The organism is Methylobacterium iners (genome assembly GCF_022179305.1).
GTDB lineage: Bacteria > Pseudomonadota > Alphaproteobacteria > Rhizobiales > Beijerinckiaceae > Methylobacterium > Methylobacterium iners.
The window spans coordinates 13083-39201 of record NZ_BPQP01000017.1 but is presented as its reverse complement, the minus strand read 5'-3'; the positions used below and the strand labels follow the sequence as shown (position 1 = coordinate 39201).

The window sequence follows — 26119 nt, the reverse complement described above, 5'->3', positions numbered from 1 at the left end:
GAGCGGGATTGCTGCCCGAAGACCAACCAGCCAATACCGAAGCCTACCGCGCCGGCAATGAACATGCTCACCATCGCGGTACTACCTACGCCGCCAACAGCTTGGCTGCCCTGGCGATAATAGTCTGTGCTACGCCTCGAGACGTCACTCAATGTGTCAGATGCGTAATCTCTAACGTTCCTTACCGCCTCGCGAGCCTGATCGGCCGTGCCGGACGTGCTCTTGGACGCTGGTTGTTCGTTCATCCTCGGCTGCACCGACGCAGCTCCGAGGGGATTTGGTGTGTCGTTACCAGCCATGGCGACATCCTTCACCGCGCAGAAGAGTTAGCGATGTGCCTACCCGTTGTTGCTGCAGGTCTGCGAACGCGAGGGAAAACGAGCCGGCGCAGCGAGATGATCCCTGTCTGTCTGACATTATTCTGAGTCCGCCGGTTAACCTCATGGAAACAACTCCAGCAGCAGCCTCACGCTTGATACTCATCTTCAGGCACACCGCACGGGTGTGAGGAGGTCCTCGTGTTCCCGTTGGTGTTCGCCGCGATTGGCGGTGGTCTTGTTACAGCTGCGGCCACAGCTCCTCTGGGCGCTATTTCGAGCGCTCTTTTGGCGCCTCTCGGAGGAAGTTTCTTTGCGACGCTGGTTGCGGCTCTCATCGCACGCCGACGTGGCGCCAACTGGCAGAGCCGGGATGATCTTGATGAGCAGACCGACGCGATGGTCGCCGCGCTCAGGGGGGTCGCCGCGCAAGCGGAGCAAGACAGCGGTTTGGGCCGAGCGGCCGAGGGAAGTCTAGACGCCAGCAACAAGGGCGTGCAAGCAGCCTGAGGCAGGCTGCCCCTTCAGCGCTAAAGTATGGATCGACCCCGCGCCATTCGCTAGCGGATGCATTCCGTACGCGATCTTTTTTGAGCCCAGCCAGTACCTCACCCAGGAAGCACCCTACCCTTCAGAAGCGGTGGTGCCTCTATTGCACGGAAGGGATACGAGTACCCATTTCTGTCCCGCTTTGAGACAAGTAGGGTCTCGTAGTCCAGGGGCAGTGCAATGTCCGTTTCGACTGTACCAAACGAGGTTGAGCCGGCTAGTCTGGTGGAGCGCCGCGCTATTGCGATCACCAATGCGAATTGGTTTCGTGCCTTGGCCTGGAAAGCGCTTCGCGACGGTGGTCCGAAATCCGAGCTGCGAGCATCCAACGCACGCACTGCAGCCCGCATCGTGCTTCGGCAGGCCCGTCGCGACGCCCGTGTTTACGCATCACAGCGGACGCTTTGGCAGACGATCGTAGAGTCGAGCAGCCGCTTGGCAGCGGACGAGATGCCGATCGTCGATCTGGCGCACTCCCCACCTCCCCAGGTAGACGGAGTGGCCAGCCGCGTAGCCGCATCATAGCGGGTTGGCTAATGGGGCGGTCCAGGCCATCCTCGCTGATGCCGTTCAGCAACCGCTAGGCCCCCGTGACCCTGGCCAGCCTCTATCCGCCGATTGCGGAGACGACCATCCTCAACGTTTCCCTGTCCGCCCTTTTGTGGCGTGGCATGAGGCATGAGGATCGTCGAGGAACAACGCCTCGGTACGTGTGGGCGGTCTTCGGTGGATACGCAGGCCCTCTGAGCCTTCTTGCCTGTTGGCAGAGTAACCGTCCGATCACGTCAGGATTCGACGTGTTCGCCTTCGCTGCGGCGGCCCAAGCGTGGCGAATCGCGCTTGGTTGGCCGAACTCAGCGCCAGTCTGTTGCGCGGCGCCTATCCGCTCTGGCGCAACCTGCGGCTGATCGGCGTGGGGTTGTCGGACCTACGATCCTCCGGCAATGACCATTCTCACCAACTCGACCATGCGGTTTGAGAGAAGCGCTGCCGACCTTGCGACCGATTTTCGATCTCGTCACAGCCATCCTGACGACAGTGCGCGCCTCAGACGAGGGAGCGGCCCTCACTCCTCAAGCCCAGAAATAGTTTCCGTCCGGCCGATGATGGCGTGCAGGGGATCACTCGAACCACCCTCCGGTACCAGCACGCGGCCTTCGACCTCAGTGAACCCGGCGTGCTGGAGGTAGAGGCCAATAAGCCGGGCACGATCCCCTCCATCAAGCGCCGACCAGATCGCCACGGCCTTCGTCGGAAAGCATCGATTGGAGAAGGTAATGATCACGGGTGCGCCAGGCCGCAGCACGCGCGCCACCTCGCGCAGCACGGCCACAGGATCCTGCAGGTACTGCACCGAGACACACATCGTGACCGCGTCGATGCGGGCGGTCTCGAGCGGTAGCATCGGATCGATGTTCAGGTCCTGCACGAAGCTGGCCGTCAGACGCGGGTTGGCTGCAAGCTCCTGAGCGTTCAGCCCGTGACCGATGACGGCAGCATAGACCACCTCGTCCGGCAGGTGACTGACCCAGCTCGACATCAGATCGAGGAGGGCACCTCCGGGCGGCAGCACGTAGCGGTACAAGTCTGTGACCGCAGCAATCGCGGTGTCGTCGATATGCGTGACGAAGCGCGGAGCCGCGTAGAACAGCGGGTCGGGCGAAGCGTCATGCTTTCGGAACGCCTCCCGTGGTAACTCCGGCAGATGATCGACCGAGGGCGCCTGGTCCGTCCTCACGGCGTCAGCTGCCAGCGCGCAGGCTTCTCACGAAGCGACGGGCAACCTCGCGAACGGCTTCGTCGTCGCGCTCCTCGCCGTCCGCCTTGTCCCAGAGGTGGTCGAGGCTGCCGTCAAGCTCGTCGAGAAGCTCAGGGTGGCGCTGCGCGACGAAGCGGATGGTGCCAAACAGCAGGTGCTCAATCGCCATCTCGCGGCGTCGCGCATCGGTGAGCTGCGAGGCGGTGTCAGCATGGGGCTCGGTCATGCCGGCTCAACGGGCTGGAGCCACTCTCAGTTCGCTTGCCGAGTGGGCCGTCGATGCCGCACGCCGAGATCGCGGCCGGCCGCGCTTGACCCCGCGATGGTACGCAGGATGCGGCATGGGTCCCCTCAACGCTTTTTGCCCAACTCAGCCGCGATGTCCTTGGTCATGCGGCCGACCTTGCGGTGGGCTGCAACCAGCTGGTCTTGCGTGACCTACGGTGGCCCAACCGTATCGGCCGCGAACGCCTCACGAGAGCCCAGGGGCTTTGGACGACCGATGGTGCTGTCGCAGGCCGTCTGTCGCTCCATCTCGGCGTTCAACTCCGCCCCGAGCAGCACAATGACGATCGACAGCCAGATCCAAGTCATGAACCCGACGCCCGCACCGAGCGAACCGTAAACGCGGTTGTAGCTGTCGAAGCTCGCGACGTACCAGGAGAACAGCACCGAGGCGCAGACCCAGGCCAGCGCGGCAGCGACGCTGCCCCAGCTCACCCACCGCCACTTGGCCTCCTGGCGGCTCGGCCCATACCGATAGACTAACGACAGGCCGAGGCTCACGAGGATAAGCAGGGCGGGCCAGCGCAGGATCCGCAGCAAGGTGTCGGTGCGCGCACCCAAGCCGACCTGGTTCAAGACGATGGGCAGGCCCACCACCATACCGATAGCGGCGACCGCGATGAGGGCGCCGCTGACCGTGAACAGAAGGGTCGTCGCGTAAAAGCGCATCAAGTTGCGCTTCTCCCGCTCCTTGTAGATCACGTTGAGCGCATCGAAGAGCGCGCTCACGCCCGAGTTGGCGCTCCAGAATGCGATGACGAGGCTGACCAGCGACGCGGTGCTGAGCAGGCCGGTGCCCTGATCGGCGACGCGTTGGAGCTGGTCGGCGATGAGTTCAAGGACGCCGTCCGGCAGCACTCCTGACAGCGTGTTGAGCTGATGGCTGATGACGCCAGGATCTGAGAACAAGCCATAAACCGACACGATGGTTGCCAGACCGGGAAACGTCGACAGGAGGGTGAAGAAGGCGACGCTGCCGGCCGTGGAGAGGACGCGATCGCGCGGTACGGCCCAGAACACACGCCGCAGGATATCGTGCCAACCCCGGGCCGGGATCTCTGCGGGCTGCGCCGCGGTACGGCCCCGGCCGGCCTCGCCAGCGCGTGCTTGGGCCGCTTCGATCGCTGCGGCATTGGGCGCGCGCGTGCTGACCGAGAGCCAATCTTCACCGTCTGCCTCGTCTGGGGACATGAGGCCCGTCGCGCCGGAGAACGTAAGCCGTCGAGACTATCGCCGTCCTGTCTCTTGAACCAGCAGGCTTCGTCACCCTGGAAGGCCGCCGCTGCGTAGGCGACCGAGGAAACCAACGACCGGCTTCACGACAATCAACTCCTCGGGGAGGTTGCCCGCGATACTCAGCCCGGGCGAGTGCCGAGATCGAGGAATGCCCGTGATCTTCTGACGACACGCCTGCTCGTCGTTCGCCAGCCCTGTCGCTGTCGGCTCGAGGGCTGCGCTCACGCTGGCGCAGATTGCGTAGAAGCCAAAGCCCAGCCTGACCTAAAGCCAGGGCGTCGCTGCGCTTCAAGGCGTCCTCGCCGACACTGAAGCTTCGTTTCTGACCACCCGGTCATTGGCGATCTGCTGAGGTTCGTCATAACCAGCTTCGCTCGTCAGGCGATTCAGATTCAGGCGGGTGCCCTCTCAAAGTCGGTGTTGGCGACCGCCCTCCGACCTCGTGACAGGGTATCTTGGCCCCGCCGGCATGGCCTTGCAGCAGGAACCCGTGCGGTCGGTGAACTCCTGCGTTCAGCAACTCTCGCGGTTTCGTGCGTGATGATGCGTCAGGAAGCGGACACCGAAGAGGTCGACAGCCAGGCGCGCAGGCGTCGCCGTTCGAGGGCGGCTAGCGTCAGGGCGTAGGTCGCGGAGCCGGCGGCGATCGAGGCGGTGAGCTCGGCGAGATGGCGCGGTTCCGGCATGGCGATGACGATAGCGGCCATCGCCGCCGTTGCCATTACGCTCGGGCCGATCTGGCGGGCCGACAGCCGGACGTCGGCCTGGGGCGGCATCGCGAAGATCGCGATCACGGTGGTGACCGCCGAGGCGGCGAGGCAGCCGGCGGCGCCTCCCATCATGCCGTACAAGAGCGTGCCGAGCACGCAGAGGATCACCGTGGCGACCGCCTCGAAGGCATCGAGCTTCGTCATGATGTCGGGGCGTTCCGCGAGTTGCAGGACTTCGTCCAGGTAGTGGTGGCGAAACACGCGGAAGGCGCCCGCCAGCATGGCGTAGGGCAGGATGGTCGCGGTCGCCTCGCGGTACGGGCCAGCGGTCAGGAGGTCGGCGAGGGGAGCGGCCACCAGCATTCCCCCGACGGTCGCCGGCAGGAGCGCGGCGATCAGGATCGGGCCGGCGGCGGCGAGCTGGTTGAACCCTGCCATCGCCCCCTCCTCCCTGGCGCGGGCGATGGCATGCGGAAAGATCGCTGCCGTCGCGATGACCGCGATCTGCGTTGCGATCCGCTGGCCGATCCCCCAGCCGACCGTCATCAGGCCGACGGCGGCGGTTCCGAGGATCACGTCGGTTGTGAAGCGCACGCTCTGCATCGACACCCAGGCGAAGACGGCGCCGAGGGTGGCGAGGGTGCCGTATCTCAGCCCCGTGTGCAGGATCTCGCGATCGAGATGCGGCGTCACGGGCACGAGGCCCAGCGGACGCAGGATCAGGGCCGCGACCACCAGGTGGCCGAGGGCCATGCCGGCGAAGATGACAGTAAGGCTCGGCGCGAAGGCGTGGAACAGGAGCAGCGCGAAGACGAGGCTCAGCGCCGGTGCGAGCGTCTGGGCGAGACCATTGATCCCGATGCGCTGCTCCGCCCGGGCACGGACGCCCCAGTGAACCACGATGCTGCGCGCCACGCTGGCGCCCGTGATGCTCGCGAGGAGCAGGGCATCGACCGTGCCCGTGACCGCAAGAAGGATCAGGCCCGGCACGATCGCGGCCTGCGCCACGCCCATGACGGCGAGCACGGCGAGTTCCGTGCGATCCTGGATGCGGCGGGTCTCCTCGCCACGGATTCCGAGGTAGCGCAGCACGTATTGCGACCACCACGTCACGCTCGCCAAGTGGACGAGGTCCTGCAGCGCCGTGACGAGGGCGTAGATCCCGAGATCGGCCGGCGATAGCCAAAAGGTCCAGACCAGGATCGTGCCGAGCTGGATCAGCGGCCCGAGCGCGTTGGAGGGCAGGTACAGCAGGGTCTTGCGCAGCAGCATCGCTTGGCCCTCCTCAAGGAAGGGCAATCGGCGCCGCGAAGGTTCCTCGCCGCCGGATCAGCGAGGCTTCACCACCGTCCACGATCAGCTCCGCCGGCGTTGGATGGCTGAGGAAGCCGACGGGGCTAGCGGTCAGCCCATAGGCGCCCGATTGCAGGATCGCGACCAACTCGCCGGGACGAAGATCGGGAAGCTCCGCCTGCCGCGCCAGCGTGTCGAGCGGGGTGCAGAGCGGGCCGACCAGAGTGGCGCGCTGGATGGGACGGCTCAGGCCCGTCGCCGCGACAATCGGATAATCCCGCTTGATCACCTGTCCGAGATTCCCTGACGCCGCAAGGTGATGGTGCATCCCCCCGTCGGTGACGAGGAAGCGCGTGCCGCGCGAGGCCTTCACCGCAAGGACGCGGGCAACGTAGATCCCAGCCGGCCCCGCTAGGAAGCGGCCGGGTTCGATCATGATCCGCGCGTCGCGGATGAGCGGCTCGTCGCGCACGAGAGCGATCAGGTCGCCGACCCGCTCCCGCAATCGCCCGAGATCCAGCGCGGTTTCGCCCGCGAAATAGGGGATGCCGAGCCCGCCGCCGAGATCGATCGTCGCCAGCGGTCTTCCGAGCCGGCGCGCGACCCGGCCAGCCAGTTGCAGTCCGTATCCCCACTGGCTCGCCAGAACCTCGGCGTCGAGGATCTGCGTGCCGGCGAAGAGATGAATTCCGCGCAAGTCCAGCCGCGGCTGCGCCGCGATGGCCGCGAGGACGGAATCGATCTCCTCCTCGTCGAAGCCGAAGGGTGACGGCTTGCCGCCCATGCGCATCGCCCCGCCCTGCGCCGCCGCGGACGGGTTGATCCGGATGGCGACGGGGATGGTCGCGGACAGCGCGCAGCCGATCGCTGCCAGGTGCTCGATCTCCCCGAAGCTTTCGATATGGATCTCGCCGATGCCGTGATCAACGACGTGGCGAAGCTCATCCGCCCGCTTGCCGGGGCCGGCGAACAGGATGCGGTCGGATCGGGCGCCAGCCCCGCGCGCCACCTCGTACTCGGCCGCGGATGCGATCTCCAGGCCGGCGCCCTCCTCGACGAAGACGCGCACGATGGCCGGGTTCGGGTTGGCCTTGATCGAGTAGAACACCTCCGCGAGGCCTAAGACGGCCTCGACGAGCGCCCGGTAGCCGCGGCGCAGCCCGGCGGCATCGTAGACGAAGAGCGGCGTATCGTAGGTTTCTGCAAGCTGCGACACCGGAACGCCGCCGACGACGAGAGCGTCACCCTCGACCGTGAACAGGGAGACGGCAAGACCCGCAAGACCGTGGCGCCCGTCATCAGCCATCGACGCCGGTGCCTCTGTCGTGAACCAGGCGCTTGTAGTCGACCTTCCCGTTGGGCGTCGTGGGCAGGTCCGGTACCAGCTCGATCATGCGCGGGACCATGTAGGGGGCGAGCTGCCGGGCCGCTCCGCGCAGGATGGCCGCCACGTCGACCGGCTCAGGTCCGGGGACGGCGACGGCGTGCACACGCTGCCCGAGCAGATCGTCCGGCAGCCCGATGACCGCGATCTGACGGAAGGCGCGCGTCGCCATCAGCGCGTCCTCGACCTCGGACGGGCTGATCCGGTAGCCGGACGACTTGATCATCGCGTCGGACCTACCGACGAAGGTGAAGAAGCCGTCTTCGTCCTCGACCACGAGATCGCCCGAGTAGCAGACGGTCTCGATGCCCTCCTCTGCCGGTCGAAGCGGGTTCTGCCTCAGGACCTTCGCGGTCTCAGTGGGGTTCCGCCAATAGCCCAGCGAGACGGTTGGGCCGCGATGAACGAGGATGCCGGGCTCGCCGGGCCGCGTCCGGCGACCGTCGGGCGAGACGGCGAACACCTCGCATTCCGGAATGGCCTTGCCGATGGAGGTCGGGCGGCGATCGATCTCATCGGGCGGAAGGTAGGTCGAGCGGAACGCCTCGGTCAGCCCGTACATGAGATAGATCCGGGCCTGCGGCAGGCGCTCGCGCAGGCGCCGGACCGTGTCCGTCGGCAGCGCCCCGCCGGAATTCGTCACGTAGCGAAGGTGCGGCAGCGGCGTCGTCGCGAGCTTGGGAGCGGTGCGCGCAAGGATGGTCCAGATAGTTGGAACGCCGGCAAGCCCAGTGATCCGGTGCCGGCTGAGGGCATCCACGATGTCGTTGCCCAGCCGGAAGGATTGGAGAACGATCGCCGCGCGCACTTGGACCGCGGTGAGGAGCTGGTTCAGTCCGTAATCGAAACTGAACGGCAGGAGCGACAGGATGCGGTCGCTGCTCTTGAGCTCGAGATACTTCGCGACAATCCGGGCCCCCGCAAGCAGGTTGCGATGGCTGAGCATCACGCCCTTCGGGTTTCCGGTCGATCCGGAAGTGTAGAGGATGGCCGCGAGATCCTCGCCGATGCTCGCAGAGGGCGCGGCGCGAGCATGCTCGTTCGACCCGACATCCTGGCTTGGAACGACCAGCGTTTGCAGGTCGAGGCCTGCAAGATGATCCGCGAGCCCCTCCAGCATCGCCTGCGCGGTGATGAGGACTCGCGCACCGCAATCGGCCAGGATGTGACGGATCTGGGCGGGCTTGAGCAGAGGATTGATCGGCACGAACACGCCGTCGGCGTAGCTCACTCCGAAGATCGCGGCGCATTCCTCGCGACCCTTCGGAAGCAGAATTCCGATCCGGTCACCCCGCTGAATCCCCCCTCCCCGGAGACGCGCCGCGTAGGCGACGGCCGCCGAGCGGAGCGCTGCGAACGAGGCCTCGTTCTCCCCCTCGACGACGGCCACCTGTGTCGCATCATCCGGACGCGGATCCAGCAAGTGATGCAGGAGGTACATCGCCGGTCAGTGCGCCAGCTTGCGTTCGACGAACTGCACCAGCGAACCGATCGTCTCCAGGTTCTCGGCGTCGAAATCCATGTCATCGATCGGGATGTTGAAGGATGTCTCGAGATGCATCATCAGCTCGAGCACACCGATCGAATCCAGGACACCGCTCGTCAGCAACGGCGTGTGATCGGAGAGCGTGGAGGTGAGCGCCTCGGGAACGCGGCCAGCCATGTAACCAATGATCTTCTGCCGAATGTCGTCCATGTCCCCGCCCGGAATAGAAAGTGTGTACCGCTTCAGTCGGCCTTCGGCGCTAAATGCCAAAAGCAACGAGCTCGGAACAGGCATAATCCAATCGGTCGGGATCGATCGGCCCCTTGCAGAAGCGCCTCCGGCCGGGCCGGAAGAACGTTCCTGACGGACACTGTGCTCTCGTCGCGTCGATCGAGAGCAGGAGGACCCCGCGAGCCAGGAGAAAGCGCATGACGGCCGGTAAGTGCTCGATGACCATCCGCCGGCTCTCTGCATAGAGCAGCTGAGCGAAGACAATCCCTCTTCTTCGGATGAGCCGAAACAGCAGCGCAGCGACACCATGCGGCTGGCACAGGATTGCGGCGAGGCAACCGACGGCACGGTGCCGGGCAAGCATCTCACGCTCTTGCGCCCCGAGATCGCGGGCTCGCGGATCATCGAGTTCGACCAGCCTCACCTCGTTGGGCGATCGCTTCGCGGCCCAAGGGACGGCCGCAGCGATGAGCATGCCGTCGCTCCAATCGCGAAATCCGACGGCGACGTTGATACGGTCGACTTCGGGTGAAGGGGTCAGGTCCGTGAAGACGGAGCGCTCATCACGCACGACGCTTCGAAGCATCATGGGGGCTCTCCAGCGGTACGCCACATCGATATACCAGCTGGACAGGTTGATCATCTGATAACGTGTACCGTCCGACCGAATTCGATCGCTCTTGAACGTCAGCAAGACCCCAACATCCTTACCAAAGATCTGGAAGATATGGCCGTCTAAGTACAGATCGTTCTTACGCGCATCAACGAGACTGTTCCAACGCACAAGTCCCTTCTGCCAGAAGGCGGTATCCAGATTTGGGAAGCCCCGCTCAAGGACCCGAAGCGCATCCGTCGCATTGCACGCGTCGATGGAAACTATCCCCTGCCGCTCCCCGCAGATTGAACTACTTCCCGACATGGTGCGCTCGATCGCCGGATGCTGACAACAGCCACGATCATGACTTCGTTGATCCGATCGAAACATGATGCCCAAGCTTAGCTTGAACGTCTAGTTGCCGCCTGATGTTTTGGTAAATTTGAGGGTTCCACATAAGACCCCTTTTTCTAACGTTCTTGGCCGCCGTCATGATCCTCGTCAGTCGGCTGGCAAGAACGTTAGGAAACGGGGTCTAAGGTGTGAGAGGCCTGCCACATCAACGATCTACGAGCGGCCGCTTCGACGCGCTTGGCCTCTCGCTTTCGCGTTTGAAAACACTCACCACAGTTATTGGCTGCTGATGAACCAAGTGGAACCTCGCGCAGTCGTTCGAAAGCGCTAACCCGTACCGGTGCCTCTGCACGGTCATGCGTTCAGCTTAGACTTTTCGCGGAACGGCTCCATCGCGGCGCGCCTGCCCGGAAGTAGGCCGCCGCGATTCTACGCTTCAAGGTCATATGTATTTGGCTCGTTCGGATGCCAGGAAGCGGACATTCTAAGAGGCCGAGAAGGACCTGTTTCACCACGGCAGTCGAGAACAGCAGGCCTACGCTGATCGGCGATCCGACTGGCGTATGCCTGCGCGTCCTACCTTCAGGCAGGCCATCCACCTCGAGGTGCGCCGCTCGTCCGTCCAAGTCTTCTGCGCTATCGTGGCGGCGCGTGTGGGCGCCTGTAAGTCGGTGCGGTTCCACCGGTCCGCTTCGGAACGTCAATCTCTCGCAGTTATCCTTGCCACATCTGCGCCTCGAAGCTGCACTCAAGATTGAGGCGGCGCGAGGCTTGTCGGCTGCACGACGGCAGAAAGGGTCGCGCTGGGTCAGCGCGGAGTGATAGTGAATGCGTAGCAGCAAGGCAGCACGGACGTTATCCACTTTGGCCGTCTTGGCTGTCGGCAGTACTCTCGCTGCGTGTCACAGCACCACACCCGTGGTCACAGGCTCAATCACGGATCGCAAGCCGGCCATGACCGTCAGTGATGCTGAGCGCGATTGCCTAGGTCGTGCCATGTACTTTGAATCGAACCGAAGCGACGCGGAGGGGCTTCTCGCCGTGGGCACGGTGGTCATGAACCGGCTGGAGGCCGCAGTCCTGCCAAGCGGCATCTGCGAGGTCGTTGGTCAACCCGGCCAATTCGCGTCCGGCGTGCTCACCAAGCCGATGCAGGAGAAGGACCTCCAGAAGGTCGCCGACGCGGCCGACGCGGTGCTGGCCGGTGAGCGCCACCCGAAGGTGGGCAAAGCAATGCATTTCCATGTGGCGGGCCGACGCTTCTCCTACCCGAACATGCACTACGTCGCGGTGGCGGGCGGCAATGCCTTCTACGAGAAGCGTAAGCCAGACCCTGTCGAGCCAAGGGCCTCAGCGCCGATCGTTCTACCACTCAGCCCGCCGCCTTGATTGCTGATCAGGTTCGAACGCTGAGCGCGTGGTCGCTGAACGCTCGCCTCAAGCTATTCGTGTTCTCGACGAAGCCTGATGCGCTCCGAACGCTTTTCCAACACGCACGGGCTGGAAGATGCCGGTCAGCTCAGGCTGATCAGGGTCGCAGACGCCGCAAGCCCGAAGAACCCGAATGCGACGAGCGTCCACTCTGTCCGGTTTGCGCCTGCGTCGAAGCGAGCCAGAATTGTCTCCAATCGATGCACGTTGCCGCTCCCTCTCATGCTCCCTCGGCCGATCCGCAAGGGTTGGGCCGCGCACGATGTGCGATCACTCCTGTCGCTCGGGCCGGACGCCACCATGGAGTGTAGACGGCGGCAGTTGAGATGGGTTGATGATGGTTTGCGTCCGACACTGGTGGAGCCACAAGGCCTCGGCCCTGCTCGAGGATGCCGTGCTGATCACGTTCTATCAACCGTTGAGACTGCGCCAAGCTTGGTGTGCCAACGGTCAGGGCATCGAGCGAGCCTGGGTTCCTCGTGAGGCAAGGCAGAAGTATCCTCAGGATGGGCAAGGAGAATGTTAAATTGACGCTTCAACCACATTGGGGTTTGAAACGATGCTCACGCAGGTAGCTATCCTCCTGTCGGCCCTGCTGTTTGGCGGGATGGTGCTGTATTCGTTCGGGTTTGCCTCCTTCCTGTTCAGCGCGCTACCGGCCGAGGTAGCAGGACCTCTCCTGCGCCGCGCCTTCCCGCACTTCTATATCTTCGTCATTCTGTGCGCTCTTGGCGCCGCCGCATTGACGGTTGGTCTCGACACAACGTCCTCGCTCATACTGGGTCTCATCGCCGTTACAGCTCTCCTCGCGCGACAGCTCTTGATGCCAGCGATCAACGCCGCAACCGATACGGGAAATCGCGCACGCTTCAGTATTCTCCACACAGGCTCTGTCCTCGTGACCCTGGCCCACATTGCCGGGTCAGCCGCAGTGATCGTCAGACTGTCGTGAGGCATCTTGGATCACCGCCGGCGCTCCGCGCCGCTGACGTGCCGACGCGGGCGCTTGAGCCTCAGGCTTAGGCCTTCGTTCCGCTGAAGACGGTGAACCCTCCTCCGATTTACCCGCCAGCCCTCACGGCGTGAAAGAAGCAACACAATTGCTGAGGTTGGCAGCGCGCAGGTTGCCTATTCCGCCGCCTCCCCGAACGCTTCCGGCGGTGGGCAGGAGCAGATCAGGTTGCGGTCGCCGTAGGCGTTGTCGACGCGGTTTACCGGGGGCCAGTACTTGTCCATGCCGCGCGCTCCCACGGGGAAGCAGGCCGCCTCGCGAGAGTAGGGCCGTTCCCACGGACCGACGAGGTCCTGGACCGTGTGGGGTGCGTGCTTCAGCGGGTTGTTCTGGCGGTCGACCCGACTCTCCTCGACGGCGCGGATCTCCTCGCGGATGCCCAACATGGCGTCACAGAAGCGGTCGATCTCGCCCTTCGTCTCGGATTCCGTCGGCTCGATCATCAGGGTGCCGGCGACGGGCCAGCTCATCGTGGGCGGGTGGAAGCCGCAATCGATCAGGCGCTTGGCGATGTCGTCGACGCTGATGCCGGCGCTCTTCTGGAACGGGCGCACGTCGATGATGCATTCATGCGCAACGCGGCCGTTCTTGCCCGCATAGAGCACCGGATAGGCGCCCTCGAGCCGCTTGGCGATGTAGTTCGCGTTCAGAATCGCCACCCGCGTCGCCTGGGTCAGTCCGCGCCCGCCCATGAGCAGGCAGTAGCTCCAGGAGATCGGCAGGATCGAGGCTGAGCCGTAGGGAGCGGCCGAGACCGCGCCTTCCTCGCCCATTCGCGGATCACTGGGCAGGAACGGGATCAGGTGCGCCTTGACGCCGATCGGCCCCATGCCCGGGCCTCCACCACCGTGCGGAATGCAGAAGGTCTTGTGCAGGTTGAGGTGGCTGACATCCGCACCGATGTCGCCGGGCCGGGCCAGACCGACCAGGGCGTTGAGGTTGGCGCCGTCGAGGTAGACTTGGCCACCATGGGCGTGGACGATGTCGCAGATTTCGCGGACGCGCTCCTCGAAGACGCCGTGCGTCGAGGGATAGGTGATCATGCAGGCCGAGAGCCGGTCCGCGTGCTGCTCCGCCTTGGCGCGGAGATCGTCGAGATCGACATTTCCCTCCGGGTCGGCGCCGACGACGACCACGCGCATGCCGCACATCTGGGCGGAGGCCGGATTAGTGCCGTGGGCCGAGGAGGGAATCAGGCAGACGTCACGATGGCCGTCACCCCACGAAAGGTGATAGGCGCGGATCGCGAGCAGCCCCGCATATTCCCCTTGCGCGCCAGAGTTTGGCTGCATCGAGATCGCGTCGTAGCCGGTGATCTCGCAAAGTTTCCGGCTGAGGTCGTCGATGAGCTCGCGATAGCCGGCGGCTTGGTCCTCCGGCACGAAAGGGTGAACCTCCGAGAACTCCGGCCATGAGATCGGCAGCATCTCGGCGGTGGCGTTGAGCTTCATCGTGCAGGAGCCGAGCGGGATCATGGCGCGGTCCAGCGCCAGGTCGCGGTCGGCGAGGCGGCGCATGTAGCGCGTCATCTCGCTCTCGGCTCGGTTCAGGTGGAAGATCGGGTGGGTGAGGAAGTCGGAGGTCCGAACCAGATCCGCCGGCAGGCGCGGCTCGGGCCAAGCCTCGTCGTAGGCGATGTGATCGCCGCCAAAGGCGCGCCATACGGCCTGAAGGATGTCCGGCCTCGTACGCTCGTCTACGGTGATGCCGATGCAGTCGGTGCCGACTTTACGCAGGTTGACCCCGTTCGCCACGGCGTTGGCGAGGATCACGCCCTGGAACGGGCCGACCTCCACGGTGATCGTGTCGAAGAAGGCTTTTGGGCCGACGTCGAAGCCGAGGCCAGACAAGCCATCGGCGAGGCGGACCGCGTCGCGATGGACGCGACCCGCGACCGCCCTCAAGCCGCGCGGCCCGTGGAACACGGCGTACATCGAGGCAATCACCGCCAGCAGGACCTGGCTTGTGCAGATGTTCGAGGTCGCCTTCTCGCGGCGGATATGCTGTTCGCGAGTCTGAAGGGCGAGGCGGTAGGCGCGGTTGCCGCGGGCGTCGATCGAGACACCTACGAGCCGACCCGGTAGGGTGCGCTTGTGGGCCTCCCGGGTTGCCATGTAGGCGGCGTGCGGACCGCCATAGCCCATCGGCACGCCATAACGCTGCATCGAGCCGACCGCGATGTCCGCCCCCATCTCACCGGGCGGTTTCAGCAGCGTCAAAGCCAGGGGATCGGCCGCCATCACGGCGACCGCGCCGGACTCGTGCAACGCTGCAATCGGGCCGGAGAAGTCGTGGATGGCACCGCCGACGCCGGGGTACTGGAACAGGGCACCGAACACGGCTGTCGGGTCGAGGTCCGTGAAGGGATCGCCGACGACGACGCGCCAGCCGAGCGGCGCCGCCCGGGTCCGCAGCACCGCGATCGTCTGGGGCAGGCAGTCCCGGTCGACGAAGAAGGTCTCGGCGTCGTTGCCGGCAATGCGCTTGGCCATCCCCATCGCCTCGGCCGCGGCAGTCGCCTCGTCGAGGAGCGAGGCATTGGCGACTCCGAGGCCCGTCAGGTCGCAGACGAGCGTCTGGAAGTTGAGCAGCGCCTCGAGCCGCCCCTGGCTGATCTCAGGCTGATAGGGCGAGTAGGCCGTGTACCAGGCCGGGTTCTCGAAGATGTTGCGCTGGATGATTGGTGGCATCGTGGTGCCGTGGTAGCCCTGGCCGATCAGCGAAACGAGGAGCCGGTTCTTGTCGGCCGTCTCCCGCATCCGCTCAATCACCCGGCGCTCGGTTAGCGGCGGTCCAAACTCTATGTCGTCCGCCTGGCGAATGTTTGTCGGCAGGGTCTCGTCGACAAGCGCTTGCAGGGTCGGCGCACCGACCACGTTCAGCATCGCGCCGATCTCGGCCGTGGTCGGGCCAATATGGCGGCGGTTGGCGAAGTCGTAGGGATCGTACTTGTCAATCGTCATGGACGTCCTCGCTGTCCGGTGATCCGCCTGAACGCGCCGCTATTTCGCAAAACTGGCGTAGGCGGCCTCATCCATCAGCCCGTCCAAGGCGGAGGTGTCATCGAGACGGATGCGGTAGAGCCAACCGGCGCCCTGCGGATCGCCGCCGACCATGGTGGGGTCCTCGACGGCGGCGGCGTTCACCTCCGTGACCTCGCCATCGACGGGCGCGTAGACGTCCGAGGCAGCCTTCACCGACTCCACGACGGCGGCCGCCGCACCCTTCTTCAGCGTCGCCCCGACCTTCGGCAGCTCGATGAAGACGAGGTCCCCGAGTTGCTCGGCGGCGTGCTTCGTGATGCCGACCGTCGCGATGTCGCCCTCGACCCGCAGCCATTCGTGCTCGTCGGTGAATCTCAGCATGGTTCGCTCCTCGTAGGGTGGGCCGGATCAGCGCTTGAACCCGGCAGGGACGAAAGGGAGGGGAGTGACGGCGATAGGAAGGCGCTCGCCGCGCAGATCGGCGAAGACCCTGCGGCCAGGTTCCGCGGCCTTGAGGGGGAGGTAGCCCATCGCGATCGGCGCGCGCAGGCTCGGGCCGAACCCACCCGAGGTGACTTGGCCTGCCGCCTCGGCTTCGGCCTCGCCGAGAAAGAGCGCGGCGCCCGCACGGACGGGGGCGCGGCCTTCGGGGCGCAGACCTACGCGGCGACGCGTCGGGCCCTCCGCGATCTCCCGCAGGATCCGCTCGGCGCCGGGAAATCCGCCGCTGCGTTCGCCATCCGCGCGACGGACGGGCTGGATCGCCCAGGTCAGGCCGGCCTCGATGGGGGAGGTCGTCTCGTCGATGTCGGCACCGTGCAGGCAGAGCCCCGCCTCCATGCGAAGCGAGTCGCGGGCACCAAGTCCGACCGGTCGAACGGTCACATCGCTCAGCAAGGCGTCCGCGACCGCTTCGGCCGCGTCTTCGGGCAGCGAGATCTCGAAGCCGTCCTCGCCGGTGTAGCCCGAGCGCGTGACGGTCGCTGGCGCGCCCATCAGATCGACCTCGCGCACATCCATGAAGCGCATGCCGGCGAGGGTGGGCACGAGGCGAAGCAGCGCCGCATCGGACGCCGGTCCTTGGAGGGCAATGAGCGCGCGGCGCAGCACCGACACGTCGCAGGAATCGGAGAGCTGTTCGCGCAGATGCGCCTCGTCCGACTCCTTGTTTGCGGCGTTCGCGACGAGGGCCAATCGGTCGCCGAGATGGGCGATCATGAGGTCGTCGCGGATGCCGCCGTCGTCATGGGTGAGGACGGCGTAACGCTGCCGGCCTGGTGCGAGCCCTAGGACATCAACGGGCATCAGAGCCTCAAGGGCACGCGCTGCGTTCTCGATCCGACCCGAGCGCGGGGTCAGAACGATCTGGCCCATGTGGGACACGTCGAACAGCCCGGCGCTGTGGCGGGTGTGGAGGTGCTCGGCGAGGAGACCCTGCGGGTAATGCAGAGGCAGCTCGTACCCGGCGAAGGGCACCATCCGCGCGCCTAGGCGCAGGTGCAAGGCGTGGAGGGGCGTGCGCGCGTTTTGGGGGCGGGCAGTCTCGCTCGGCATCAGGTCACTCCACGACAGCGTGCCACCGAGACGCCGTTGGCGTCCGGTTGCCCCCATCTGTCGCGGTTACCTGAGAGCTTCTCTCAAGCCGCCGAGCGGCCCGAGATTTCTCCTTCGGTGGACGCCGTCAGGCGCCTCTCTCCAGATTGTCCAACGATACGGTGATTGTGCCTGAGAGTTTCCGGGGGTGGTTGCTCCGTCGGCGCCATGACCCGCATGAAGCAAGCCTGGGCTCTCCCGCATCGTCTGATCGGACGAGCCAAGACTGTCATGTCCGCGGTAGAGGCGCAAGGTCACCTGCGGAGGCCAGAGTGCTGTCGACGCGTGAGGAGAGGACCTGCGTCGCGCCGCGGTTGTGAGGCATGAGCGATGATCAGTTCAGGCAAGAAGAGCGGCCTCAAACCCCAGCCATTGCATCCCATCGTGGAAGCCCGAACCTTCCAAGGCTGGCGCCCGCCTCGGGTGGGTTGACGCGGCCCTGCAAACCATTGCCGTCTCTGTCGGATCCCTGAGCGTCCGGACGAAGCGAGTGTGACTGCTGATCGATCGAACACGCGGCGACCACGACGCGTCCTTGTTCTCGGCGGGACCGGCACGATCGGTCGTGCAACCGTGCGGGCCTTGGTGTCACGCGGTCATGAGGTCGTCTGCCTCGTCAGGCACAAGGCTGAAAACCGCGCCTCTTCAGGGCTGGCCGATCGTACCCGAGTGCCTCCGGGCGCGACAGCAAGGGTTCTGGACGTGACCGATCCTTCCGCGCTTGTTGGCGATGGCTTCCGCGGCGAGCCCTTCGACGTTCTCGTCTCGTGTCTCGCCTCTCGCACCGGACTGCCCGACGACGCCTGGGCGATCGACTACGCGGCACATGTGAGTGCGTTGCAGGCGTGCAAGGCCGCCGGGGTGACGCAGTTCATCTATCTCTCGGCGATCTGTGTCCAGAAGCCGATTCTCGCCTTTCAGCATGCCAAGCTTGCCTTCGAGCGTGAGCTGATCGCATCGGGCCTCGACTACGCGATCGTACGGCCGACGGCCTTCTTCAAATCACTCTCGGGGCAGATCGACCGCGTGAAGCGCGGGAAGCCGTTCCTGGCGTTCGGCAACGGCCAGCTGACAGCCTGCAAGCCGATCAGTGACGACGACTTGGGCAGCTATCTCGCCGACTGCCTCGATAACGATGACCGGCGCAATCGTGTACTCCCGATCGGCGGACCGGGCGAAGCGATCACGCCGAGGGCGCAGGGCGAGCGACTCTTCGCCCTGATCGGGCGCGAGCCGCGCTTCATGCATGTGCCGGTGGTGATGCTGGACGTCATCATCGCAGTACTGGCGACGCTCGGACGGTTGGTACCGGCACTGGCGGTCAAGGCTGAGCTCGCGCGCATCGGGCGCTACTATGCCACCGAATCTATGCTCGTTTTGGATCAGGCGACAGGTCGATACGATGCGAGTGTTACCCCATCAACGGGTTCGGAAACGCTGTTCGACTATTACGCGCGTCTAGTCCGAGGCGACGTGATTGCCGAGCGCGGCGATCATGCCGTGTTCTGACGACACGCGGAACTCAAACCTTAAGATTTCGATTTCGATCAACAGCAACTGGATCGCTCTATCCGCATTTCGTCGGCCGTTCAGAAGCCGATACGCAGAAGACGTTCTATCCTGGTCTTTCCATAATACATGGGAGGAAAGCGAGCGGGCGAATCTTGATTAGGACGAATTCTCGCTTCTAGCGTCACCCTCATCGAACCGGCCTTGTGTTCGTCATGTCCGCATGAGGTGCACCCGAACAAGCTTTGGCGCAAGAGTGAGCTTGACTGCGTTGTAGTGCTGCCGAAGGTAGCCATTTTGGCGTGTGGTTCGTGGTGATCTGTGCCACGCTGACGCATGACGGATCATGAGCCTCAACGCACGAAACAATCCCGCCCGACTCCTTGTTGGCTTTTCACACCGGCCCACCGCAAACGCACCCGCTTGCGCAGGGCTTAAGCAAAGCAACAAAGAGGAATTCTCATGGATCGCCGTCGTACGCTCGCTGCCGCGATAGCCGTCATCGTGACGCCAGCCCTTGCACTCCCGGCATTAGCCCAGAACAGTCCCAGCTCAGTCTCGGAGAAGACCGGCAATACCGCAGCTGCAATGGGCGACGCGGAAGCCAAGCATGCAGCTGACACGTCGGCTGCAGGGCTGATGTCCCTGGAAACCAGCCGTATTGCATTGAAGAAGGCGCAGAATCCGAAGGTGAAGGAGTTCGCACAGCTCGAGGTGGCCGAGCAAGAGACCATTGCTGATGTGCTGACATCCATGCGCGACCAGGGCACGCCAGCCTCTGGTCAAGTCAAGGCTCCTTCTAAGGAGATCAGCCAGACCAATCTGGATGCGAAGGGCAAGCAGATGGTTGAGAAGCTGCAGAAGGCTGAGGCTGGCGCGGCGTTCGATCGCGAGTACGTGCAGGGGCAGATCCAGGGCCACCAGCAGCTGCTGCAGATCCAGGAAGCCTACCTGAAGAGTGGCAAGGATCGAGAGAACCTGAACGTGACCAAGCTGATGCGCGGCCAGATCAAGGAGCACTTGGCCATGCTGCAGGACATTGAGAAGCAGCTCGGCCGCAGCTGATCCATCACTACGCCGCTTGCCACCTCAGCCCCTCGCGGAGGTGGCAAGCTCCCAAGTCACAATCGCCGGAACAAGACTTAGCGACCCAAGTTGCGGCCGACCCATCGTAGAAGCCGATCACAACCGGCAGGTGGGCACGCGAGGTGATCCAGCCGGCGCGGCCCGCGTAAAGATAGGTGACTACCCCAAGTGCGCGCTCCGCTTTCGCGTTGCCACCAAGGGCGTCAAGTCCGCAGCTATGGTAATGAGGCTTGACGCTGATACAAAGCGATGTTCCGAAGCGTGACTAGGATGGGGTCAGTGGCGCCTCGTCTGTCACTACCTTGCAGCTCCTGGTCTTCCTGAGCCGATGCAGCTGATTGCGCTAGTAGGCATGTTCTTCATCATGCTTTGCGCCGGCCCAGCCTTCGCCGTAACGCTCGGTGACGCTGATAGAACCTGGATCAGGGACTGCGTCGAGCAGCGGGCCAAGAGTGATCTCCACGGTTTGACTGCAAAGCGCTACTGCCGATGCATGCAGCAGATCGTGGAAGCCAACGAGCGCTTCGACACGATCACAGCCCTTGAGCGGACTTACCCTCCAGCTCACCGGATGTGTCTGCGACAGGCTCAAGACGCGCGTCGGTGACGTTGCCGGTCAAAGCCTTCGTTCTCGCATTGCGAACTAACTGCGGCAGACAGTATAGGATTCGCGCAACGGATCCTTAGCGTCGCTTGTGCCAGTATTTTGGGATGTCGTCATTCGCACAATCTCAGGCTGAGACCGAGCCCGCCCAAGCCACCTCTAATCGGGCTGAGGTGCGCAAGCGCTGCTTCATGGCCGCAACCATCACCTTCAATAAGGGTCTCACCACCTGGGAATGCGTCGTCCGCAACATCTCGGAGGGTGGCGCACGCATCGATATCGATCGTGCCGTGACGCTGCCGACCCACTTCGAGCTCTACATTCCCATCCAGCAGAAGCGGCTCCAGACTGAACTGAAGTGGCGATCCGAGAACGAAGCGGGCATCCAGTTTCGTCGCGAGGAGGAAGAGGCTGAGGCGGAGTCTACTCAGGAGGAGAGTGCCGCGTTACGCCGCCGGATTAAGGAACTTGAGGCGGAGGTCCTGCGCCTGCAGAACAGGATCCTCCAACTCACCGACGGCGCCATCTAGTTGCCCTCTGCTAAGGACCTCAATCGACTTATATTAACAATAGCAGAATTTGCTCTGCGAATTGCTTATTCCCGCATGTTTGCGAGCCCGCATCATGTCCAAACATCCTGACACGCGGCTTCACGCAGGCTATCCTCACCGGATGGACCCTGCAGGATCTAGGCGACGTTGAAGTCCGATCGTGCGCTCGTGTGGCCTAAGTTTTCCTTTTGCCTTGACCTTGTGCCATTGCGGTGGTGACACCTGGACTCTTCCATCACCTTCAAAAGGCTTGCTCCTTGGCGGTGGTGAACCCCACCGGTTTTCTGGAGGCGATATAGGTTGGGTCAGGCGGCCAAGCCTTGCGCTTCAGCTTGCTGAATTAGCGCGCCGCGGCCTCGGCAGGAGGGAGATCCCCATTCGCTTCGAGGCGGCGGATTTTTTCAGTCGGTCGATCCGATCTTGTGTGGCGAATTTGATGCCCTCGAAGGATCGCCACGGTCCATGCCACTAGGTGACTTCGGTTTTCACTAAATCGACCGATGTTTCGGACGAGGCGTATCTGTAGCTGTCCTAAGGGCATGGGAAGGGCAGAGCGGCAGGGATCGTGGTGCACGCATCTTCGTCTTCAATCGCGCGGATGGTTCGGTAAGAATGGATATGGAAGGTGGCTGACCAGGCAACGTTCCTGGCGAGCACCTCAAAGTGAAGGACTAGCTGAAGTGAGCGAGACTGACGCCACAAGAAGCCGCCTAACCGAGGCGGTTCGTCTCGCGGGTGCGCTGAGCGATCGCGTACTCAATTCGCAGCTTCTAGGGCAAGAGATCCCGGCCGAGCAGGTGGAAGCGCTGCTCAAAGCAGCTGGCCTGTTTCAGGATCTTGGGGAGCCATGGCCACCCATGCTGACTCAAGCACTCCATGAGATAGCTGATGCAGCAGAGGAGAGCTTGCCGGAGGCAGAAGAGCCTTCTGCATCAGAGAGCACCCTCGCCCCGCCTCCGTACACGTCCGGCGATGCGGGTGGTATCAAGGGTTTCATCGCCCGAGCACGCAGAAGGAAGGGTTGATGCAGCCAGCGTTGCACTTGAACCCAAGAATAGTGGCGAACACGGATTGCTGAAGCAACCTGATCGTCTATTCTGACCCTGGCATGCCCTCTACCAACTCTTGCCGACCATCCTCTTTAGGCACTCTACTCGACTTAAACTTCAGTTGCATCCGCCTTTTCGAGTTTTATTGATCAACGTCGGCCTTATGGTGTTCGCCTCTCCCGCGACAAAGGCCAACACTGGCATTCCCTCATGCAGCGCGTACGGTGGCAAGGAAGCGTTTGACCTCGCTGCTCAGGTGCTCCGATTGACGCGATAACTCCGAGGCCGACGACAGAACCTGGCTAGCCGTTGCGCCCGCTTCCTCGACTGCGCTTGCAACGCCACCGATGTTCGTCGTGACTTGGCTGGTTCCCACGGCAGCTTGAGAGACGTTGCGCACGATCTCCTGCGTGGCTGCACCCTGCTCCTCGACCGCTGCAGCAATGGTGGTGGCAACACCACTGATTTCCTGAATGCGAGCTGTGATGGTGCCGATGGCGCTGACGGCCTGCCCGGTCGATCCCTGGATGCGACCGATCTGGCCGCTGATCTCTTCCGTCGCCCTTGCCGTCTGGCTGGCAAGTTCCTTGACCTCGGTCGCGACCACCGCAAAGCCGCGTCCCGCCTCGCCCGCTCGCGCCGCCTCAATCGTGGCGTTGAGCGCAAGCAGGTTGGTCTGACCAGCAATGGACGAGATCATCGCCACGACGTCGCCGATCTTCGACACGGCTCCGCTGAGTTCCTGAACAAGAGCCGCTGTCTGGTTAGCTTCTGCGACCGCCGTCTGCGCGAGGTTGGCAGAACCGTTCACCTGTCGGCCGATCTCGGCGACGGACGAGCCAAGCTCCTCGGCGGCGGCAGCCACGGTAGTGACGTTGGCGGCGGCCTTCTCCGCCGCTGCAGCGACGGTGGTCGACTGCTTGGCGGTCAGGCTTGCCGTCCCGGCCATGCCCTGTGCTGTGGCTTGCAGCTCGGTGGCAGCGGACGTCACCATCTCCACGATGCCGCCGACAGCACGCTCGAAGCTGTCGGCCATCTCGCGCATCGCTGCCTTACGCTGGACTTCGGCTCCGGCCCGAGCCAGTTCAGTCTCGTTCTCGAGCTGCCGGCTGCGGATCAGGTTGTCCTTGAACACCTCAACTGCTGCTGCCATCGCGCCGATTTCGTCAAGGCGTTCGCGGTAAGGCACAGCGGCGGCTACATCACCCTTGGCAACAGCGCCCATGGTCGTGGTGATCTGCGTTATTGGGCGCGAAATCCGCATGAAACTGAACAGCATCGCTCCGAAAGCAGCCAGCATAGCGATGCCGATCGCGATGTAGGCGGTCTTTGAGGCCGCGTCCGTGCTGGCGACACTCGCATCGACATCGCGCCTCGCACCATCTCTGTTGTAGGCAACCCCGCGTGCAAGAGCAGTGGTGGCCTCAGCATGCAGCTTCAGCACGGCAGGACTGATCAGCTCGGCTTGGGCTTCAGCCTGGCTTCCGGCGCTCATCAACAGATCAAGATGCTCGGTCGATTGAATGAAGGTCGTCCATATACGAGCGAACTCGTCGTAGATGGCGCGCTCCGCGGGAGCTGTAATCGAAGGCTCGTAGCGCTTACGAGCTTCGCCCAGCCTCTCGACTGCCTCGGTGTACTGCCTCCGGTGTGCCTCAAGCTTCTGATCGTCGGTCGAGGCAATCACGAGGCGGTACTGGCTGATGCGAACCTGATCCACCAAGCTGCTGATTCCACTGACCCCTTCGAAGGATGGTAGCCAGTTCGACGCGACTTCTGTGACGCTGCTTCGGATGCGGGCCAAATCGAAGAGCGTAAGTGCGCCCTGAGCCGCCGCGATCATTGCGACAAAGCCGAACAAGGCGGGAAGGATGGTCTTCAGAGAAAGGCGCATCGCAGATCCGGCAGCTACCACAAGCGACTGGTTCGAGGCTTTCGATCGCAGTCGGTCGAGCAAGACACTCGGAAGGCGACAATCGATAAAAAGAGTTAATAGACGCTCTGCGGCGTGACGCTTTAGGGAGTGGCGGGAGTGTTCTCGCCACCCCGCCCCTGCCCGTCCGAGAATCACGCTATGTCATTGACCGCGGTCGCCATCCGCCACCTGCCCTCCATCTCGAACTTCGTCGACGAATCTTTGCGCGACGAGGCCAGCCCCGCGGTGCCCGGCACGACGCCGCGGCCCCAGCGCACGTTGCAGGCGTCCATGACCGCCATGTGCGAGACGGAACGCTTGTCATTACGCCGGCCTCGACCGGGACGAACAACGCTCGTTACGGTAACGCAACACCCAAAAGGACACTGCTACAGTTGAGGTGCGCCGAGTTTGTGGAAGCTACCCCCGCGTTGCAGCCATCCTGGGTGCCGACATAAACCGGAGTTCCGTCTGACGCACTGGGTAGGAGGAACCCGATTGACCTTGTTGGGGCATCGCGGTGGTCAGGGTTGCTCGTCACAACACCGGCGCTGGGTCCATCCGCTGTGCTGACGTAGATTGGTAGATCACCAGGTGCAGACCGCCTCGCCAGCGTCCAGCCAATTGGTGCAGTTGCGCAACCTCCGAACTTTGCGTCGGTTGTGATGATCCCGGAGTTGCAGTTCGGTTCTATGCCAACGAAAAGCCGCACCCCTGGATTGGCTCTTGATCTACCGTGATGGAGCTCTGGCTGTGAGGCTTCAGTGCGACTCCCCGTCACTGCAGCTTGGAGCGCGCTCATCCCAGCTTGAACGTCATCAAGCGTCCCGATCAGCACGTAGCAAATGAAGGTACGATCACCCGGCGAGAGATTGTCTTCGCGTAAGACACAGTTCCATTTCACTGTCGCATTGCCCGGTCCAGGAAGGTCGGTGAAGCTCCAACGCCCGTAGCCCAGGTTGGGGAACGAAGCTTGTGGCAAAGCCGGGCTGTACACGCCCATAGCGTGAGAGCCATCTTCAGTTGCCAGAATGACAGGAATGCTCTGCTCGCCGGGCCCATCCGAGAGCGGTAACAACTCCCGGCGAGAGGGATCGTAGGTCCAGAAGCGCGTGAAATTGGGTGGCATGTAAGCGGTAGCCACCTCGTAGCCCGCGGAGCTGTGGGCGCGTGGTACTGAGAAAGTCGCCCGGTATTCGATTGCGTTAGCGATACCGTGGACTCCAATCGAAACGCGCTTTGTCAACGCATAGTCAGACCGCAGCGTGCTGTAAGGCCCCGGCCCCTTCGGGCATCCGGGCGTGGTTTGGCCTGGCATTAGGAAGAAGGCCATTTGGCTTTTCGTTTGGAGCCAGTTCTGACCTGTACGAACCTCAGCCAACCAGCTGGTACTGGTCGCACCCGTACCGTCTTTGTCGCTGCCTGCCTCAGTCGGGTTGAAACACTCTCCATACCCGTCGAACGATGCTGCCGATTGTAACTCACGGCCATGATCGTAGGCGTTGACGAACTCGCGCCCCGCCCAGGTCATGCTGTCGATCGCTCCTGCGGTGCGCGACGACGTACTAACCACAATGTCCGATCCGCGAAACGGTCCACGGATCTCAGCTCGAGCACCCTGGGCTGGCCAGCGCACCGTTGCAGCGTCTTCGGCTCTGGCTGGAAGATGGACCGTCCCAGCTACGAGTAGGATCGCCACGAGAGCCATCAGGTGGGGCACAGCCGAACTCCTTCGCTCGCTCCTTAACCCACTCGGCGGTTGTACCGTTTCGCCGCCGAAACCGACTTGCATGTCTCAGCCGGCGAGATCAACGAGGTGAAGACCACTTAAGGCCCTGATGGAAGGTACGAGCGTCCGCGGGGTGCATTAGCCCATCGGGACCAGGCGTGTAGGCGGGAGGTTATTTGCCGCATTAGGCCGGTGAACGATACGGCCTGATGGGCGGTTCCAAGAGGATGCAGTAGCGATGGCCGAGGACCCCTATTTCGGCGATTTGTTCAAGGCAAAGGCGATTAGCGACGACGAACTGAAGGCCGCCGTTGATGCCTATATGGCCCTTCCAACGACCAGCCACTTCGTCATTGGCGAGCACGTTGCGGACCTCGCTGGTGCCGTAGCCAAAAGTCCCTATGCGTAAAGCATGCTTGCCGATCCCGCCATCCAGGACGTCTCGAAGCGCAGTGCG

At 63.5% G+C, this 26119-nt stretch carries 22 protein-coding genes, 2 pseudogenes and 1 riboswitch; of the genes and pseudogenes, 8 read left to right on the top strand and 16 right to left on the bottom strand.

What is annotated here, in order from left to right; genetic code table 11:
- The first annotated feature begins 518 nt into the window (after positions 1-518).
- Positions 519-827 carry a hypothetical protein gene (locus tag MFF55_RS05930; protein ID WP_238243164.1) on the top strand — a complete coding sequence of 103 codons (309 nt, stop codon included), beginning with the start codon at positions 519-521 and terminating at the stop codon, positions 825-827.
- A gap of 1105 nt (positions 828-1932) precedes the next feature.
- On the opposite strand, the gene MFF55_RS05925 is transcribed toward MFF55_RS05930, so the two are convergent.
- The 9 genes and pseudogenes from MFF55_RS05925 to MFF55_RS05890 all read right to left on the bottom strand — a co-directional run bounded on the left by MFF55_RS05925 (position 1933) and on the right by MFF55_RS05890 (position 10244).
- Entirely contained in the window at positions 1933-2604 is a 672-nt protein-coding gene (locus MFF55_RS05925) for a class I SAM-dependent methyltransferase (RefSeq protein ID WP_238243163.1), read from the bottom strand.
- Positions 2605-2608: 4 nt separating this feature from the next.
- Positions 2609-2851, bottom strand: a complete 243-nt coding sequence (locus MFF55_RS05920; RefSeq protein ID WP_238243162.1) for a hypothetical protein — start codon at positions 2849-2851, stop codon at positions 2609-2611.
- 125 nt (positions 2852-2976) lie between these two features.
- A pseudogene (locus MFF55_RS26960) lies at positions 2977-3054 on the bottom strand (DUF3606 domain-containing protein); the annotation flags it as partial.
- 9 nt (positions 3055-3063) lie between these two features.
- Positions 3064-4101 (bottom strand): YihY/virulence factor BrkB family protein, encoded by a 1038-nt coding sequence (locus MFF55_RS05915; RefSeq protein WP_238243161.1) that lies wholly within the window; start codon positions 4099-4101, stop codon positions 3064-3066.
- 593 nt (positions 4102-4694) lie between these two features.
- Positions 4695-6128, bottom strand: a complete 1434-nt coding sequence (locus tag MFF55_RS05910) for a lipopolysaccharide biosynthesis protein (RefSeq protein ID WP_238243160.1) — start codon at positions 6126-6128, stop codon at positions 4695-4697.
- A 13-nt stretch (positions 6129-6141) separates the two neighbouring features.
- Entirely contained in the window at positions 6142-7455 is a 1314-nt protein-coding gene (locus MFF55_RS05905) for a type III PLP-dependent enzyme (RefSeq protein ID WP_238243159.1), read from the bottom strand.
- Positions 7448-8974, bottom strand: coding sequence for an AMP-binding protein (locus MFF55_RS05900; protein ID WP_238243158.1), 1527 nt, complete (start codon positions 8972-8974; stop codon positions 7448-7450). The genes MFF55_RS05905 and MFF55_RS05900 overlap by 8 nt, the downstream gene beginning before the upstream one ends.
- 6 nt (positions 8975-8980) lie before the next feature.
- Positions 8981-9229: an acyl carrier protein gene (locus tag MFF55_RS05895; protein WP_238243157.1), complete on the bottom strand. Its 249-nt coding sequence runs from the start codon at positions 9227-9229 to the stop codon at positions 8981-8983.
- A gap of 49 nt (positions 9230-9278) precedes the next feature.
- Positions 9279-10244: a hypothetical protein gene (locus MFF55_RS05890; RefSeq protein ID WP_238243156.1), complete on the bottom strand. Its 966-nt coding sequence runs from the start codon at positions 10242-10244 to the stop codon at positions 9279-9281.
- Between the two features lie 951 nt (positions 10245-11195).
- On the opposite strand from MFF55_RS05890, the gene MFF55_RS05885 reads away from it, so the two are divergent.
- Together MFF55_RS05885 and MFF55_RS05880 are read left to right on the top strand one after the other, a co-directional pair.
- Entirely contained in the window at positions 11196-11588 is a 393-nt protein-coding gene (locus MFF55_RS05885; RefSeq protein WP_373874729.1) for a cell wall hydrolase, read from the top strand.
- 601 nt (positions 11589-12189) lie between these two features.
- Positions 12190-12582, top strand: coding sequence for a DUF4149 domain-containing protein (locus MFF55_RS05880; RefSeq protein WP_238243155.1), 393 nt, complete (start codon positions 12190-12192; stop codon positions 12580-12582).
- Positions 12583-12596: 14 nt separating this feature from the next.
- Here MFF55_RS05880 and MFF55_RS05875 read toward each other — a convergent pair.
- The 4 genes and pseudogenes from MFF55_RS05875 to gcvT all read right to left on the bottom strand — a co-directional run.
- Positions 12597-12728 (bottom strand): annotated as a pseudogene (locus MFF55_RS05875) (IS3 family transposase); the annotation flags it as partial.
- Between the two features lie 30 nt (positions 12729-12758).
- The gene (gcvP, locus tag MFF55_RS05870; RefSeq protein WP_238243154.1) at positions 12759-15605 is read right to left on the bottom strand and encodes an aminomethyl-transferring glycine dehydrogenase; all 2847 of its coding nucleotides are present in this window, start codon (positions 15603-15605) and stop codon (positions 12759-12761) included.
- A 39-nt stretch (positions 15606-15644) separates the two neighbouring features.
- Positions 15645-16007, bottom strand: a complete 363-nt coding sequence (gcvH, locus tag MFF55_RS05865; RefSeq protein ID WP_238243153.1) for a glycine cleavage system protein GcvH — start codon at positions 16005-16007, stop codon at positions 15645-15647.
- Between the two features lie 27 nt (positions 16008-16034).
- Positions 16035-17180, bottom strand: coding sequence for a glycine cleavage system aminomethyltransferase GcvT (gene gcvT, locus MFF55_RS05860; protein WP_238243152.1), 1146 nt, complete (start codon positions 17178-17180; stop codon positions 16035-16037).
- 47 nt (positions 17181-17227) lie between these two features.
- A riboswitch (glycine riboswitch) is annotated at positions 17228-17335 on the bottom strand.
- 376 nt (positions 17336-17711) lie between these two features.
- Between gcvT and MFF55_RS05855 the strand changes: the two genes are divergently transcribed.
- Both MFF55_RS05855 and MFF55_RS05850 read left to right on the top strand, forming a co-directional pair.
- Complete coding sequence (locus MFF55_RS05855; protein ID WP_238243151.1) at positions 17712-18728, top strand: NAD(P)H-binding protein; 1017 nt, start codon at positions 17712-17714, stop codon at positions 18726-18728.
- A gap of 462 nt (positions 18729-19190) precedes the next feature.
- Positions 19191-19793, top strand: coding sequence for a DUF4142 domain-containing protein (locus MFF55_RS05850; RefSeq protein WP_238243150.1), 603 nt, complete (start codon positions 19191-19193; stop codon positions 19791-19793).
- 364 nt (positions 19794-20157) lie between these two features.
- Here the strand turns inward: MFF55_RS05850 and MFF55_RS05845 are convergent, their stop codons facing one another.
- Positions 20158-20406, bottom strand: a complete 249-nt coding sequence (locus MFF55_RS05845) for a hypothetical protein (RefSeq protein WP_238243149.1) — start codon at positions 20404-20406, stop codon at positions 20158-20160.
- A 119-nt stretch (positions 20407-20525) separates the two neighbouring features.
- Here MFF55_RS05845 and MFF55_RS05840 point away from each other — a divergent pair, with 119 nt between their 5' ends.
- Together MFF55_RS05840 and MFF55_RS05835 are read left to right on the top strand one after the other, a co-directional pair.
- A complete protein-coding gene (locus MFF55_RS05840; protein ID WP_283206705.1) occupies positions 20526-20948 on the top strand; it encodes a PilZ domain-containing protein in 423 nt (140 codons plus the stop codon).
- A 701-nt stretch (positions 20949-21649) separates the two neighbouring features.
- Entirely contained in the window at positions 21650-21994 is a 345-nt protein-coding gene (locus MFF55_RS05835) for a hypothetical protein (protein ID WP_238243147.1), read from the top strand.
- 232 nt (positions 21995-22226) lie between these two features.
- Here the strand turns inward: MFF55_RS05835 and MFF55_RS05830 are convergent, their stop codons facing one another.
- Together MFF55_RS05830 and MFF55_RS05825 are read right to left on the bottom strand one after the other, a co-directional pair.
- Positions 22227-23912: a methyl-accepting chemotaxis protein gene (locus MFF55_RS05830; RefSeq protein WP_238243193.1), complete on the bottom strand. Its 1686-nt coding sequence runs from the start codon at positions 23910-23912 to the stop codon at positions 22227-22229.
- Between the two features lie 173 nt (positions 23913-24085).
- On the bottom strand, positions 24086-24235 hold the full coding sequence (locus MFF55_RS05825; RefSeq protein ID WP_238243146.1) for a hypothetical protein: 150 nt from the start codon (positions 24233-24235) through the stop codon (positions 24086-24088).
- Positions 24236-25900: 1665 nt separating this feature from the next.
- On the opposite strand from MFF55_RS05825, the gene MFF55_RS05820 reads away from it, so the two are divergent.
- The gene (locus MFF55_RS05820) at positions 25901-26071 is read left to right on the top strand and encodes a hypothetical protein (protein WP_238243145.1); all 171 of its coding nucleotides are present in this window, start codon (positions 25901-25903) and stop codon (positions 26069-26071) included.
- Positions 26072-26119 lie beyond the last annotated feature (48 nt).